This is a genomic window from Yoonia sp. (genome assembly GCF_014859355.1).
Lineage (GTDB): Bacteria > Pseudomonadota > Alphaproteobacteria > Rhodobacterales > Rhodobacteraceae > Yoonia.
Window position 1 is genome coordinate 1 of sequence record NZ_JACUUJ010000019.1, and the last position, 14,333, is coordinate 14,333.

16 protein-coding genes are annotated in these 14,333 nt (G+C 58.1%); 11 read left to right on the plus strand and 5 right to left on the minus strand.

Features of this window, described 5'->3' with window-relative positions; translation table 11 throughout:
* The first annotated feature begins 8 nt into the window (after positions 1–8).
* Genes IBX59_RS08420 through IBX59_RS08430 form a run of 3 tightly spaced genes read left to right on the plus strand, consistent with a single transcriptional unit; the run spans position 9 to position 2,840 of the window.
* The gene (locus tag IBX59_RS08420) at positions 9–902 is read left to right on the plus strand and encodes an ABC transporter permease subunit (protein WP_296374535.1); all 894 of its coding nucleotides are present in this window, start codon (positions 9–11) and stop codon (positions 900–902) included.
* Position 903: 1 nt separating this feature from the next.
* A complete protein-coding gene (locus tag IBX59_RS08425; RefSeq protein ID WP_296374430.1) occupies positions 904–1,875 on the plus strand; it encodes an ABC transporter ATP-binding protein in 972 nt (323 codons plus the stop codon).
* A complete protein-coding gene (locus tag IBX59_RS08430; RefSeq protein WP_296374433.1) occupies positions 1,872–2,840 on the plus strand; it encodes an ABC transporter ATP-binding protein in 969 nt (322 codons plus the stop codon). Before IBX59_RS08425 ends, IBX59_RS08430 begins: the two co-directional genes overlap by 4 nt.
* Here the strand turns inward: IBX59_RS08430 and IBX59_RS08435 are convergent.
* The 4 genes from IBX59_RS08435 to IBX59_RS08450 form a co-directional block, all read right to left on the minus strand.
* Positions 2,829–4,166: a HAMP domain-containing sensor histidine kinase gene (locus IBX59_RS08435; RefSeq protein ID WP_296374435.1), complete on the minus strand. Its 1,338-nt coding sequence runs from the start codon at positions 4,164–4,166 to the stop codon at positions 2,829–2,831. The two genes, IBX59_RS08430 and IBX59_RS08435, sit on opposite strands and share 12 nt — an antisense overlap.
* Positions 4,163–4,825 (minus strand): response regulator transcription factor, encoded by a 663-nt coding sequence (locus tag IBX59_RS08440; protein WP_296374437.1) that lies wholly within the window; start codon positions 4,823–4,825, stop codon positions 4,163–4,165. Before IBX59_RS08440 ends, IBX59_RS08435 begins: the two co-directional genes overlap by 4 nt.
* A gap of 57 nt (positions 4,826–4,882) precedes the next feature.
* Positions 4,883–5,365: a hypothetical protein gene (locus IBX59_RS08445; protein WP_296374439.1), complete on the minus strand. Its 483-nt coding sequence runs from the start codon at positions 5,363–5,365 to the stop codon at positions 4,883–4,885.
* 63 nt (positions 5,366–5,428) lie between these two features.
* Positions 5,429–5,614, minus strand: a complete 186-nt coding sequence (locus tag IBX59_RS08450) for a hypothetical protein (RefSeq protein WP_296374441.1) — start codon at positions 5,612–5,614, stop codon at positions 5,429–5,431.
* 377 nt (positions 5,615–5,991) lie between these two features.
* Here IBX59_RS08450 and IBX59_RS08455 point away from each other — a divergent pair, with 377 nt between their 5' ends.
* A complete protein-coding gene (locus tag IBX59_RS08455; protein WP_296374443.1) occupies positions 5,992–7,626 on the plus strand; it encodes an AMP-binding protein in 1,635 nt (544 codons plus the stop codon).
* A gap of 101 nt (positions 7,627–7,727) precedes the next feature.
* Complete coding sequence (locus IBX59_RS08460; protein WP_296374445.1) at positions 7,728–8,720, plus strand: TraB/GumN family protein; 993 nt, start codon at positions 7,728–7,730, stop codon at positions 8,718–8,720.
* Here the strand turns inward: IBX59_RS08460 and IBX59_RS08465 are convergent.
* Positions 8,717–9,376, minus strand: a complete 660-nt coding sequence (locus tag IBX59_RS08465) for a DUF2161 domain-containing phosphodiesterase (RefSeq protein ID WP_296374447.1) — start codon at positions 9,374–9,376, stop codon at positions 8,717–8,719. The genes IBX59_RS08460 and IBX59_RS08465 overlap by 4 nt on opposite strands.
* 107 nt (positions 9,377–9,483) lie before the next feature.
* On the opposite strand from IBX59_RS08465, the gene IBX59_RS08470 reads away from it, so the two are divergent.
* From IBX59_RS08470 to IBX59_RS08495, 6 genes are all read left to right on the plus strand, one after another.
* The gene (locus tag IBX59_RS08470) at positions 9,484–10,404 is read left to right on the plus strand and encodes a manganese-dependent inorganic pyrophosphatase (protein WP_296374449.1); all 921 of its coding nucleotides are present in this window, start codon (positions 9,484–9,486) and stop codon (positions 10,402–10,404) included.
* Between the two features lie 35 nt (positions 10,405–10,439).
* Entirely contained in the window at positions 10,440–11,315 is an 876-nt protein-coding gene (locus IBX59_RS08475; protein ID WP_296374453.1) for an HAD family hydrolase, read from the plus strand.
* A gap of 89 nt (positions 11,316–11,404) precedes the next feature.
* Entirely contained in the window at positions 11,405–11,848 is a 444-nt protein-coding gene (locus IBX59_RS08480; protein ID WP_296374456.1) for a MaoC family dehydratase, read from the plus strand.
* 36 nt (positions 11,849–11,884) lie between these two features.
* Positions 11,885–12,829: a bifunctional riboflavin kinase/FAD synthetase gene (locus tag IBX59_RS08485; protein WP_296374458.1), complete on the plus strand. Its 945-nt coding sequence runs from the start codon at positions 11,885–11,887 to the stop codon at positions 12,827–12,829.
* On the plus strand, positions 12,813–13,283 hold the full coding sequence (locus IBX59_RS08490) for a YcgN family cysteine cluster protein (protein ID WP_296374537.1): 471 nt from the start codon (positions 12,813–12,815) through the stop codon (positions 13,281–13,283). Before IBX59_RS08485 ends, IBX59_RS08490 begins: the two co-directional genes overlap by 17 nt.
* Positions 13,284–14,330 carry an aminotransferase class V-fold PLP-dependent enzyme gene (locus IBX59_RS08495; protein WP_296374460.1) on the plus strand — a complete coding sequence of 349 codons (1,047 nt, stop codon included), beginning with the start codon at positions 13,284–13,286 and terminating at the stop codon, positions 14,328–14,330.
* Positions 14,331–14,333: the final 3 nt, after the last annotated feature.

Below are 14,333 nucleotides of genomic sequence, written 5' to 3' on the forward strand. Positions count from 1 at the left end.
AAACGCTGATGTCTGACGCACCTGCGCAATCCCCCGAACGCCCCAGCCGCCTGTCTGAATTCTGGTTTTATTTCCGGGAAAACCGGGGCGCGGTGATTGGCCTGTATATCTTTGCGGCCTTTGTTTTTGTCGCGGCGGCGGCCGATATCATTGCCCCCTATGATCCGACCGAACAGTTCCGGCAGCACACGCTTGTCCCCCCTTTCTGGGCCGAAGGTGGCAGCACACAGTTCCTTTTGGGCACTGACCCGTTGGGGCGCGATATGCTGTCACGGTTGCTTCACGGCGCGCGCTATTCGTTCTTTGTGGGGATCGTCGTTGTGACGGTCGCCGCCTCTGGCGGGATCTTTGTCGGGCTTCTGGCGGGCTTTGCGCCAAAGTGGCTGGATACGATCATCATGCGGGTGATGGATATCATTTTGGCGTTCCCTTCGCTGCTTTTGGCGCTGGTGCTGGTGGCGATCCTTGGGCCATCGCTGACCAACGCAATGATTGCCATCGCGATTGTGCTACAACCTCATTACGTGCGCCTGACCCGCGCATCGGTGATGGGGGAATTGCAAAAGGATTACGTCACCGCAGCGCGCGTCGCAGGCGCAGGGCTGTTTCGCCGGATGTTCATCACCGTGCTGCCGAACTGCCTCGCGCCGATCATCGTGCAGGCAGCCCTGTCGTTTTCAACGGCGATCCTTGACGCGGCGGCGCTGGGGTTTCTGGGGATGGGGGCACAGCCCCCCACGCCAGAATGGGGCACGATGTTGGCGGAATCGCGTGAATTCATCCTGCGCGCGTGGTGGGTCGTGACCTTTCCGGGGCTGGCCATTCTGATCACGGTTCTGGCCATCAATCTGATGGGTGACGGGCTGCGCGACGCCCTTGACCCCAAACTCAAGAGAAGCTGACATGCCACTGTTGGAAATCCGCAACCTGTCAGTCGATTTTGCCACGGCATCGGGCCCGTTCCGCGCGGTAGACGGCGTTGATGTGACCGTGGACAATGGCGATATTCTTGCAATCGTCGGGGAAAGCGGTTCGGGCAAATCCGTGTCGATGCTGGCTATGATGGGCCTCTTGCCCTGGACCGCGACCGTCACCGCCGATGCGATGAATTTTGACGGCAATGATTTGCGCCATGTTTCTGGCCACAAACGCCGCAGCCTGATCGGCAAAGACATGGCGATGATCTTTCAAGAGCCGATGTCATCGCTCAACCCCTGTTTCACAGTAGGATACCAGATCAAAGAGGCGCTGCGCCAACACCTGAACCTAAGCCGGGCCGCGCGGCACACACGTGCGATTGAACTGTTGGAACAGGTCGGCATTCCTGACCCGGAAAGCCGGTTGAGCGTGTTCCCGCATCAATTATCCGGCGGCATGAACCAGCGTGTGATGATCGCCATGGCGATTGCCTGCAAACCGCGCCTGTTGATCGCGGATGAACCGACAACGGCGCTGGATGTGACGATTCAGGCGCAGATCCTTGATCTGCTGACCGGGCTTCAGGCGGAAACCGGCATGGGGCTGATCCTGATCACCCATGACATGGGTGTTGTTGCCGAAACGGCCCAAAGGGTAAGCGTGCAATACGCTGGTCAAAAGGTCGAAGAACAGCACGTCGTCGGCCTGTTTCAGACGCCGCACCACCCCTACACATCCGCGCTGTTGGATGCGTTGCCCGAACGGGCGACGGGGCGGCACCTACCCACGATCAAAGGCGTCGTGCCGGGGCAGTTCGACAGGCCCGCCGGCTGTCTGTTTTCGCCGCGCTGCGCCTTTGCTGACGATCGCTGCCGCACTGTGCCGCCTGAACCTGCGACTGGGGCACTGGGGCTGGCGCGCTGTCACTATCCGCTGACCAAGGGAAACGCCGCATGACCGATGCCGTCGTCACCGCCTCGGGCTTGTCCCGGTTTTACAACGTCAAAGGCGGCATGTTCAGCCCGACAAAGGTTGTGCGCGCCTTGTCGGATGCGACCTTTCAACTGTTTCCCGGGCGCACATTGGCCGTTGTGGGTGAATCCGGTTGCGGGAAATCCACGCTCGCACGGGTAATTTCCTTGATAGAAGAACCTTCAGCCGGTCAGTTCAGTATTAGCGGGACACCGGCAACGCCAGGCAACTGGGCCAGTCTGCGGTCATCGGTGCAAATCATCTTTCAAGACCCTTATGGATCATTGAACCCGCGCCAGCGGATCGGTGCGATGCTGGAAGAACCCCTGAAAATCAACCGCCCCGAAATGTCAGCCGCCGAACGCACCGCAAAGGCCCGCGAGATGTTGGAATTGGTCGGCCTGCGGACAGAACATTTTGATCGTTACGCGCATATGTTTTCGGGCGGACAGCGCCAGCGCATCGCCGTAGCCCGCGCGCTGATGCTGGAACCTCGGGTCTTGGTGCTGGATGAGCCTGTCAGCGCGCTGGATCTGTCGATCCAAAGTCAGATCCTGAACCTGCTGGTTGATTTACAGGACCGGCTTGGCCTAGCCTACCTGTTTATCAGTCACGATCTGTCAGTCGTCAAACACATGGCGGATGATATCATTGTCATGTATCTGGGGCGGCCTGTTGAGACCGGACCGATCAACGATGTGCTGTCCAATCCGCGCCATCCTTATACGCGCGCGCTTTTGTCCGCGACCCCCAAGGCCGATCCAACTGCGAAAAAGGACCGGATCAAGCTGCAAGGCGAACTGCCGTCGCCGCTGAACGTGCCACCCGGATGCGCCTTTGCCCCCCGCTGTTGGAAGGTGCAAGATAAATGCCGCACTGAACGCCCGACACTGGACGAAACACACCATCCCGTCGCCTGTTTCTTTCCCGAGGACGGCTCAGGCATCTAAGGCAGGCAAAACCACGCGCACCTCGAGCCCGCCCAAACGGTCGGATTTATCCAGCGTGATCGTGCCGCCATAGGCATGCGCAAGGTCATCGGCAATGGCCAGCCCCAACCCTGTGCCCGGTTTGGACGTATCAAGCCGCTGCCCGCTGCGCGTTGCCGCGCCGAAATCTTCCGCAGGGATGCCGGGGCCATCATCAGCCACGCTGACAGTCACCTTGTCACCCTTGGTTCTTGCCTTCAGATGAATTTGCCCAGCCGCCCATTTGATTGCGTTATCCAGCAAATTTCCCATCACTTCTTCAAAGTCGTTTTGATCCATACGGATGCGCAAACCCGGCGCAATATCGACCGTCAGAACCTTGTTCTGGTGCTGCGCCAACGCCTTGAACGCGCGGGCAAGACGGCCCAGCGCCACGTCCAGATCTGCTGCCGGACGCATTCCGGCATTGCCGCCATCGGCCCGCATCCGCGCAAGCGAACGTTTCAGATGCGCATCCAGGCGGTCAAGCGCAACAAGCGATTCCGCAACAGGCATTTTTTGACGCTCAAGATCTTCCAGTTCGTTGCGAATGATGGCCGATGGCGTTTTAATCGCATGCGCCAGATCCGCAGCCTGCCGCCGCGACCGCACAACGATTTCCCTGTTCCGTTCCAGCAGGGTGTTGATGTCACTCACCAAGGGGGCAACCTCGACCGGATAGGCGTCAGGTTTCAGGCCGTCATCGCTGTCCCAACGCTGCAGCACATCGCGGCGCAGGTCAGCCAACGGGCGCAAGATGATTGTCACCTGTAGCAGTGCGCCAAGAACCCCAAAAATCACGATCGCTCCAAATGCAAGCAAAAGACTGTTGCGCAGCGCGTCGCGATCATCAATCAGGCTTTGCAGCGACGATGCGACCTGCACGTGCCAGATGCTCCCGTCATCCAGGCTGATCCACTGCGCCACACCGCGCAAATCTTCGCCAGTTTCACTGGCAAAGCTGCGCAGCACGATACCCGTGGTCTGCCGGTTCGCACGCGGCAATAGCGCATCCACCAATGACCACGATACAAAGATATCGCCTTGGGGGTTCTCGATCTGCCAGTATTCACCGGAAAAAGGTTGCGTGTAGGCAGGGTCACCAATCCCGCGCGCGATGTCGTCGGGGCTGTCGGCGCTATTGGCCAAGGCGACAATAACCTGCGTGTGTTTATTCTGCAAAAGCTCGTCAAAGCGCCGCTCTGCCTGTCCTGAAAGCAGCGTATCCAGCCCGTAGACACCGATCATGACAGCAACAAATGCCCAGATGACCCCGCCCGTCAGGGTGCGGGCGCGCAGCGACGTCATACTGTGACTTTGATAACGTAGCCGCGCCCCCTCACCGTTTCGATCAAATCGTCGCCCAACTTACGGCGCAACCGGTTGACGAAAACAGCAATAGTGTTGGAATCGCGATCACCATCATACTGATAAATATGATCTGAAAGTTCACTGCGCGATACCAGCCGGTCGGCATTATGAAACAGATACGCCAACACAGCGACTTCCTGCGCGGTCAAATTGACGGGGATCCCATCGACGGTGACCTGATTGTTACGGGAATCAAAAATCACATTGCCCTTGGTGAAAACCGGACTGGCCTGGCCGGTTTTTCGCCGGATCATCGCCCGCACACGGGCCGACAATTCTGCCATATGAAACGGTTTCGTCAGATAGTCATCAGCCCCCGCATCAAGCCCGTCTACCCGTTCCGACCAGCCATCGCGGGCGGTCAAGATCAAAACTGGCGTATCAACACCGGCGGCGCGCCAGTTTTTCAAAACAGTCAGCCCGTCACGCTGCGGCAAACCCAGATCAAGGATAATCAAATCATAGGGCTCGGTCGCCCCTAGAAATTCAGCCTCGACACCGTCGCTTGCAATATCAACGACCCTGTTTTCGGCTGTAAGAACACCTTTAACCTGTTTGGCGAGCACATGTTCGTCTTCGGCAATCAATATCCGCATGATGATGTCAGCTCTCTATAATGTCATCGTCCTTAAATAAACTTATGGCAGGCGTCATTACTTTTTGCCACCACTGTTGCTGTTGCCACGCCCGCCACCACTGTTGTTTCTGTTGCCGGCGTTGCCCCTGTTGCCCGCATTGGCGTTTGCGTTGTTTCTGGCGTTTGAATTCGCCGTGCCGGGCAATTGTGCCATGCCGCTGCTTGCGGCGGATATAGCGCCAACCTGTTTGCCCGCAGCAGACTGGGCATCAATCGCGCGACCGGTGAAGCCATCGACCATCAGTGCACTGACCTTACCGTCGCCATGGCGCACGACGATACGGTATATCACAACAGCGTCCACATCAAAGGCGCGGATATCCACAACGCGGCCACCAGTAAAATCTTCGACACCGGAAATCAGCCGTATAGTCGAAATAGCCCCCTGATCAGCAACGGCCCTGCGCAGTTCTGCCTGCGACATCTCCTTGACCTCTGCAAAAGCAAATACTGGCGCAAGGCACACAAGCAGGGCAAGAAAGTATGGTGAATGTTTCATTTCAGAGCTTTGCCGTTTACGGGTTAAATTGGTAAATATACCAAATGATACTTTATACGCTTGTCAGGCAACGTTGGTTTTCTTTGACAACCGGTCCACGATTTCGTCCACGCTGGGGAACAAGTCAACCTTGGCACCGGTTTCATGTTGGGCCTGCTGGTAATTGCTGTCGCTTTTCATGGATGTGGCACCGGCCAAACGACAGCCTGTATCGCGGCTTCTCTCGCGGAGCAGTCGTTCAATATACATCCGGAACCTCTTTTTTAAGCAGCGATACCATCGCTAAAAAATATGAAACGACATTAATTTTGCCCTCTTTTTATGCAGATCTACCCATGAACCGTTGCAAAACAATATGTTCATATTTAGTTTATTTTACGAAAAAATAGGGAAGTTGCTATAATATTATAATTATATCAATGTCTTATATTATATTTCGCGATCCGAGTTTGTATCAGAGCCGAGCGAAAATCAAACTGCGCTGTTACATTCCTGCATACGCTGGCACCATTTACCGCAAACAGGCATTCATCGCGCGCGAATCAGACTGACGGGGCTGACAGGGTTTCACTGGTGTCGTCACCACCTCGGCTGATACGGTATTGATCGGGAATGGGGGATCGACCATGCTTTGCCCACACGAAACACTGGATCAGACAAGGGACGCATTCAGGTGGCAGATACCGGACAGGTATAATCTGGGCGTTGATATCTGTGACCGTCACGCGGCCACGCAACCGGATGCGACGGCGATTATTAATGTGGCGGCAGATGGCAACAGCACGCACCACAGCTTTGCCGAATTGCGCCGCATGTCAAACCAGTATGCGCATGTGCTGGGTGGCGTCGCACAACCGGGTGACCGGATCGCTGTGCTGTTGCCGCAATGCGTGCAAACCGCAGCAGCCCATATTGCCATCACGAAAATGGGGTGCATTGCTTTGCCGTTGTTTACCCTGTTTGGCCCTGATGCACTGTTGCACCGGATGCGTGACAGTGGCGCTTGTGCAGTCATCACAGATGCAGTTGGCGCCAGATTGCTTGGCAGATTACGCGATGAACTGCCCGCGCTCATCGCGGTCTACAGCATCGACGGGCCAACCTCGGGCGCGCTTGATCTGCCTGCCCTATGCGCCAGCCAACCATCCGATTTCACCCCTGTTGACACGCATGCCGATGATCCTGCCATTCTGATCTATACTTCCGGGACAACCGGCGCACCCAAAGGGGCGCTACATGCACATCGGGTGCTGCTGGGCCACCTACCCGGGGTCGAGATGAGCCATGATTTTTTTCCCCAAGCCGGTGATCTGATCTGGACACCTGCCGATTGGGCGTGGATTGGCGGCTTGCTGGATGTGCTGATGCCCGCGCTGCACCATGGTGTGCCCGTCGTTGCCTGTCGTTTCCGCAAATTCACCGGACGCGCGGCCTTTGATCTGATCCGCAGCCAAGGGATTCGGAACGCGTTCCTGCCACCTACCGCGCTCAAGATGATGCGCCTTGAAACCCCCGCCGCACCTGTCCCCATGCGGTCGGTCGCCAGTGGCGGCGAAACACTGGGCAAGGAACTGATCGCCTGGGGGCAGCAGGTCTTTGGCACGACGATCAACGAATTCTACGGCCAGACCGAATGCAACATGATCATATCGTCCTGCGCCGCCCTTGAACCTGCCGAACCCGGAATCATGGGGTTTGCCGTGCCAGGGCATGTGGTGGAAGTGTTGGATGACGCCGGCCAGCCCTGCGCCACCGATGCCGAAGGCAACATCGCGGTCCGCGCGCCTGACCCCGTGATGTTTCTGGAATACTGGAATCGGCCCGATGCGACCGCAGGAAAATTCATCACCGCAAATGGGCATGACTGGCTACTGACCGGCGACCGCGGCGCAAAAACACCCACCGGCCGGATCAGGTTCATCGGGCGCGATGATGACATCATCAGTTCCGGCGGTTATCGCATCGGCCCTGCCGAGATTGAAGATTGCCTGCTGACGCACCCGGCTGTGCAGATGGCGGGCGTGGTCGGTCAACCCGACCCCCTGCGCGGCACCATCGTTGCCGCCTTTATCCAGCTGGCGCCGGGGGAACAGCCATCCGATGCGCTGGCAGACGAAATCGGCGCCCATGTAAAAACCCGCCTTGCCGCATATGAATACCCGCGTGTGATCCGTTTTGTCCAGGATATGCCGCTTACCACCACCGGCAAGATTATCCGCGCAGACCTGCGCGCACGGGCGGCATGCACTGCAACACAATAAAAATTGATGACGGCTGTTAAGATGAATTGGCGGCGCGGCCCCTGCAATCCGGTGCGACACGCTATATATGGTTGTAAATACCGCACCTAAAAGGAGGTCCGATGAATTTGCGCCGCGCCCTGATTGCCCTGTTTGCGCTGGTGGGTTTTCCCGCCGCTGCCGAATGCACCGACACCAGCTATGTTGACCGGTTATCCCCCGGCCAGACGTCTGCGCTGGCGGCGGCTGTCGCCGATATGCCCTATGCTCAGGGGTTGATCTGGCGGGCCAGAAAGGGCGACCAGATCATCACGCTTGCCGGAACAATGCATGTCTACGACCCCCGGCTGGAACCGATCCGCGACCAATTGCGCCCCGATGTTACAACCGCCGATCTGATTTTACTGGAAGCGACACCAGCAGAAGAACGCCAGTTGCAGGATCTGATGACAACCCAGCCTGATGTGCTATTCATCACTGACGGACCAACCCTGCCCGAATTGCTGGATGAACCGACATGGCAGCTGATCGCCGACGCTGTGCGTGACCGTAACATCCCCGCCTTTCTGGCCGCCAAGATGCAGCCGTGGTATCTGTCAATGGTGCTGTCGATTCCGGCCTGTCTTTCCAATGACATGATGGCGGGCAATCTTGGGCTGGACGCGATGATCATCGAAGACGCCATGGCTGCCGATGTGCCGATGCAGGCGCTGGAACCTTACACGACCCTGTTTGACATTTTCCAGAATGACCCGATCGACGAACAGATCGCCATGCTGCGTGTCGCACTGGGCGCGCCAGACCTGCAAGACGAGATCTTTGTTGCGACCCTGGACAGTTACTTTGCCCGTGACGTTGGGCGCCTTTGGGAATTGTCGCGCATCGCGATCGCTGACGTTCCCGGCCTGACACAGGCCGAGGCAACAAGACTTTTTGCCGAATCTGAAAAGGCGCTTTTGATTGACCGGAACCTTGCGTGGATACCCGTGATTGATGCCGCACTTGCGCAACACGACAATATCGTCGTGGCGGTTGGTGCGGCGCATCTGGTGGGCGCATACGGGTTGCCGCAACTGCTGGAAAACGACGGTTGGGCACTGACGCGGCTGGATTAACTATCGCCGAAATGAACCAGCCCGCGGTGGCCTGCATCGGTCAGGTCATAGACCCCGCGCGCCACGCGGGTGAACCAGCCATAATGATCGGCGGCCATGATGCGCGTGGCCTCTGGCACTTCGGCCAAAGCCTTGACCTTGGCGCCCTGCGACGGGCCATGCACCGCCAGAAACCGCGCGCAGCGCAGCGCGTCCTGGCGGTAGCCGGTAACAATCCCGTGCCGTGTTGCGCCGCCATCGTTGGGGTCACCCTGCAACCGGTCAAAGGCGCGCAGTAGGCGGGCCGCCTTTTTGATTGATTTTCGGGGCGCATAGGGCACCGGATCAGCATGCGCTGTCACATGCCCATCGCGCAAACGCACCGTCAACACGCCCAACCCCACGCGGCGGGCCAGCGCCACGTTGTCACGCAGCGCGCGTTTGCCCGGTTTGTCCGGCACAGCGACATAAACCAGATCGGTCAGCGCCAGCCGCGCGATGCCCTGATGAAACAGCGTCAGCGAAAACCCCAGTTTCAGTTCCACGATCAACGGCGGTTCATCACCCCGACAGGCCACGACATCGGCTGCGCCCACCTCGCCTTTGACAGTGTATCCCTGCCGTTCCAGATAGGCCTTGATCGGCGGGTAAAGATCAGCTTCTCGCGGTTTGGTCATGGCGGCATTTTCGCCTGTTTCACACCCGTAATGCAAGGTGGCGTGACATCGGCCCTACGCCTGCTATAACGCCAGAAAAATCGCATCGCAGATGAAGGCAACACCCCATGACAACGCTCGTTTTTGGCCATAAAGCCCCCGACACCGACAGCACAGGATCGCCCCTGATCTGGGAATGGTTTCTGAATCACACCGGCATGGATGCCAAGGCCGCTTTGCTGGGCACCCCCAACACCGAGGCCAAATTCGTCGCCGAACGCTGGGGATTCGCCCTGCCCGACATCATCGTCGATGTGGACGCCGACCAGCCATGCGTGATCGTTGACACCAACAACCCCGCCGAACTGCCCGCAGGCATCAACGCCGCAGATGTGATCGCCATCATCGACCATCACAAACTGGCAGGTGGACTGGAAACAAAGAACCCGATCAACATCACGATCCGCCCGCTGGCCTGCACCGCCACGATCATGCACCAGATGATGGGCGAACATGCCGGCCATATGCCCGATGGCATCAAGGGGCTGATGCTGTCGTGTATTCTGTCCGACACGCTGGCGTTCCGGTCGCCCACGACCACACCGGTGGATCAGGACCTGGCCGAGGCATTGGCCAAGGATCTGAACATCGACATCGCGAAATACGCCGACGAAATGTTCGCCGCGAAATCCGATGTATCCGCATTCTCCGAGGCGGAATTGCTGCGCATGGACAGCAAGGAATATGCCGTCGATGGCAAGAAATTCCGCGTATCCGTGCTGGAAACCACATCGCCCAAGGCCGTGCTGGACCGCAAGGATGCGCTGGTCACCGCCATGCCAGACGTGGCCAAGGAAGACGGCGTTGATCAGGTGCTGCTGTTCGTCGTGGACATCCTGCGCGAAGAAGCAACCATGCTGGTGCCCAACGACCTGACCAAGACCGTGGCAGAGGCTTCCTTCGACACCAAGGTTGAAGGTGATACCGTGGTCCTGCCCGGCGTGATGAGCCGGAAAAAGCAGATCATCCCGAACCTGAAACTTTCTTGAACCGCCCGCCGCCACGCGGCAGAAAAGGGGCCACCATGACCCAGATCATCACGGCCTTTTCCGAGGTTTCAGCGCAGTATGACGCCGCCTTTGTGGACCTTTGGGGGTGTATGCACAACGGCGTGAATGCCCTGCCCGACGCGGTGGCGGCAATGCAGACATACCGTGCGCAGGGCGGCATCGTGGTGCTTGTCACCAATTCGCCCCGACCGTGGGATTCGGTCGCGCGGCAGATCAACGGGTTTGGCGTGCCGGATGATGCCTGGGACGCGATTGCCACATCCGGTGACAGCGCGCGCGCGGCGATGTTTCGCGGTATCGTGGGCGAAAAGATCTGGTTCATGGGCGAAAGCCCCCGCGACGATGATTTTTTCAAGCCTTTGAAGATCATCGAAAACCCGGTCGGTATCCATAAGGTGCCGCTGGATCAGGCCCAAGGCATCGTCTGTTGCGGCCCGTTTGACCCGCTGGCCGATCCGGCCGTGAATCGGCCTGAATTTCTGTATGCCAAGCAAAAGGGGCTAAAGCTGCTGTGCGCCAACCCCGATATCATTGTGGATCGTGGCAATGTGCGCGAATGGTGTGCCGGTGCGCTGGCCGCGCTTTATACCGAAATGGGCGGCGAAAGCCTTTATTTCGGCAAACCGCACCCGCCGATCTATGACCTTGCGCGCCGCAGGCTTGCGGCATTAACCAATGCGCCATCCGATCCGCGTATCATTGCCATAGGCGATGGAATCGGCACCGATATTCTGGGCGCCATGCAGGAAGATATGGACGCGCTGTTCATTTCCGGTGGATTGGCAGCAGCAGAAACCAAAACCACGGCACAACCCGACCCGCAGGCGCTGGCGGATTACCTGCAAGCGCAGCAAACCGACGCAACCTATACCATCGGACATTTGCGGTAACGAAACACTTGATTTTTCTGCGCCCGCAAAGTAATTAAATTTCAATATCTATATGATATGGAATTTTTTGTTACCTATCGGAGCGAACAATGCTGGATAATGCCCCACGTGGAACGATCTGCATCGAAGATATCGAAATCGGCATGGTCCGGTCCCTGCGCAAGGTCGTAACCGACCGCGATATCGAAATGTTCGCCGAAGTATCAACCGACCGGAACCCGGTGCATCTGGATGAAGATTACGCACAAGACACCATTTTTGCAGGCCGCATCGCCCACGGAATGCTGACAGCGGGGCTGATCAGCGCAGTGATTGGTGAACAACTGCCCGGCCATGGCACGGTGTATCTGGGGCAATCGCTGAAGTTCCTTGCACCCGTCCGCCCCGGCGACATGGTGCTGGCCGAGGTGGAAGTAACCGACATCGACCATTCCAAACGCCGGGTCACAATGAACACCCGCTGCATCGTGAACAACAAAAAGGTGCTGGTGGGCGATGCCACCGTGCTGGCCCCGTCGCGCAAGTTCGACTGATCTTGCACCCCTGCGCAGGTCGGGATACGCAAAGCCATGCGTATCATCCGAGACACCGTATTCATTGACCCTGCCGATCGTGGTGCCGCCGCGGCCATTGGCAATTTCGACGGTGTGCATATTGGCCATCAGGCCGTCATCGACATTGCGCGCGGCGCGGCCAAGGCCGTAAACGCGCCTTTGGGGATCATGACGTTCGAACCCCACCCGCGCAGTTATTTTTCCCGCGATCCCAAGCCGTTCCGCCTGATGAACGCCGAGGCCCGCGCGAACCGGTTGGCCAAAATCGGCGTTGAAAAACTGTACGAGGTGCCGTTCAACATCGCCCTGGCCAGCCTGACGCCACGCGAATTTGCCCAACAGGTGATCTGCGATCAACTGGGGTTAAAGCACGTGATTGTTGGCGCTGATTTCTGCTTTGGCAAGGATCGGGCAGGCACGGCAACCGACCTGCAAACCTTTGGCAAGGAAATGGGCTTTGGCGTTACCATCGTGTCCATGGTCAAATTGCCCGCCGGGCGCGTGTCATCCACCGCAATCAGACAGGCGCTGACTGATGGCCGCCCGCGCGACGCCGCCGCCATGCTGGGCCACTGGCACCGCATCGAAGGTGCAGTCATCCGCGGTGACCAGCGCGGGCGCGATCTGGGTTATCCCACCGCCAATATGTCAATCGCGGGGCTGCACCCCCCGAAATTCGGGGTTTATGCTGTCAAGGTCGATGTGTTGGATGGTCCGCACAGGGGCACGTATGACGGCGCAGCCTCTATCGGGGTGCGGCCGATGTTCGGGGAAAACATCCCGAACTGTGAAACCTTCCTGTTTGATTTCAAGGGCGACCTTTACGGCGCAACCCTGTCGGTCGCCTTGGTCGATTTCCTGCGACCGGAATTGAAATTTGAAAGTATCGACGCGCTGATCACCCAGATGGACGCCGATTGCGCCAAAGCAAGAAAGATCCTGTCTGATGTCGAAGATTGACCGCCACGGGTTAGCCCCCCGGTTCTGGGAAACCAAACCGATGGATAAACTGACCCGCCCCGAATGGGAGGCGCTGTGCGACGGCTGTGGCAAATGCTGCCTGAACAAGCTGGAGGACGAAGACACCGGCGATGTCGCGCTGACCAATGTCGCCTGCCGCTTGCTGGATAATGCAACCTGCCTTTGCTGTAACTATGGCCGCCGTCAGCAATATGTGCCAGAATGCATTACGTTGACTTATGCCAATGTTACCGACCACCTGTATTGGCTGCCGCAAACCTGCGCCTATCGACTTGTCTATGAGGGAAAGCCGTTGTTCGCTTGGCACCCGCTGATTTCAGGTGACCCGGAATCGGTGCATCAGGCCGGCGTATCCTTGCGCGGGCGAACTGTCCCTGAATTTGACGTCGATCAGGACGACTGGGAAGACCACATTATCGAGGAACCGACCTAGATGTTTTTTGCATCCGACAACGCAGGCCCCGCCCATCCACGCGTGATGGCGGCATTGGTCGCTGCCAATCAAGGCTATGCCATGGGCTATGGCGCGGACCCGATCATGGACCAGGTGCGCGCACAACTGCGCGCGATGTTCGAGGCACCCGATGCAGCGATATATCTGGTTATCAACGGCACATCTGCCAATTCGCTGCTGCTGGCGACAATGGCCCAGCCGTGGCAGACGATTTTCTGTTCCGATTGCGCCCATATCCACGAAGACGAATGCAATGCGCCGGAGTTTTACACCCAAGCCAAGCTGACGCTGGTGCCCGCCACCCACGGCAAAATCACCCCTGATGCCCTGCATGCCAAAATTCTGGCCGAGGAAAACCGTGGTGTGCATGGCCCCCAGCGTGGGCCACTGTCGATCACGCAAGTGACCGAAAAAGGCACGATTTACACGCTGGATGACATCCGCGCCCTGACAAGGGTCGCACGTGAATACGGGCTGAAAACCCATCTGGACGGCGCGCGCTTTGCCAATGCGCTGACCGCGCTGGATTGTGCGCCTGCGGATATGACATGGCGGGCAGGCATCGACACCGTCAGCTTTGGGGGGACCAAGAACGGTGCGATGGGGGTCGAGGCCTGTATCATCTTTGATCCTGATCTGGCGTGGGAGTTCGAGTTGCGGCGCAAGCGCGGCGGGCATTTACTCTCCAAACACCGCTATCTGTCAGCGCAGATGCAGGCCTATCTGGCCGATGACCTGTGGCTGGACATGGCGCGTGCGGCCAATGCACGCTGCGCGCAACTGGCCAAGGGGATGCGCGACCACAAGACCGCCCAATTCCTGTTTGAACCGCAGGCCAATATCATCTTTTTCCAGATGCCTAGGCACGACCATAAACGCATGTTGGATGGCGGCGCGGTTTATTACGTGATGAACGGCGACCCCGACGCAGGCGATCCTGACGAAATGCTGACCGGGCGGCTTGTCACGGATTGGTCGATGACCAAAGACAGCATCGACCAGTTCCTTGATCTGTTGCACGGATGATCC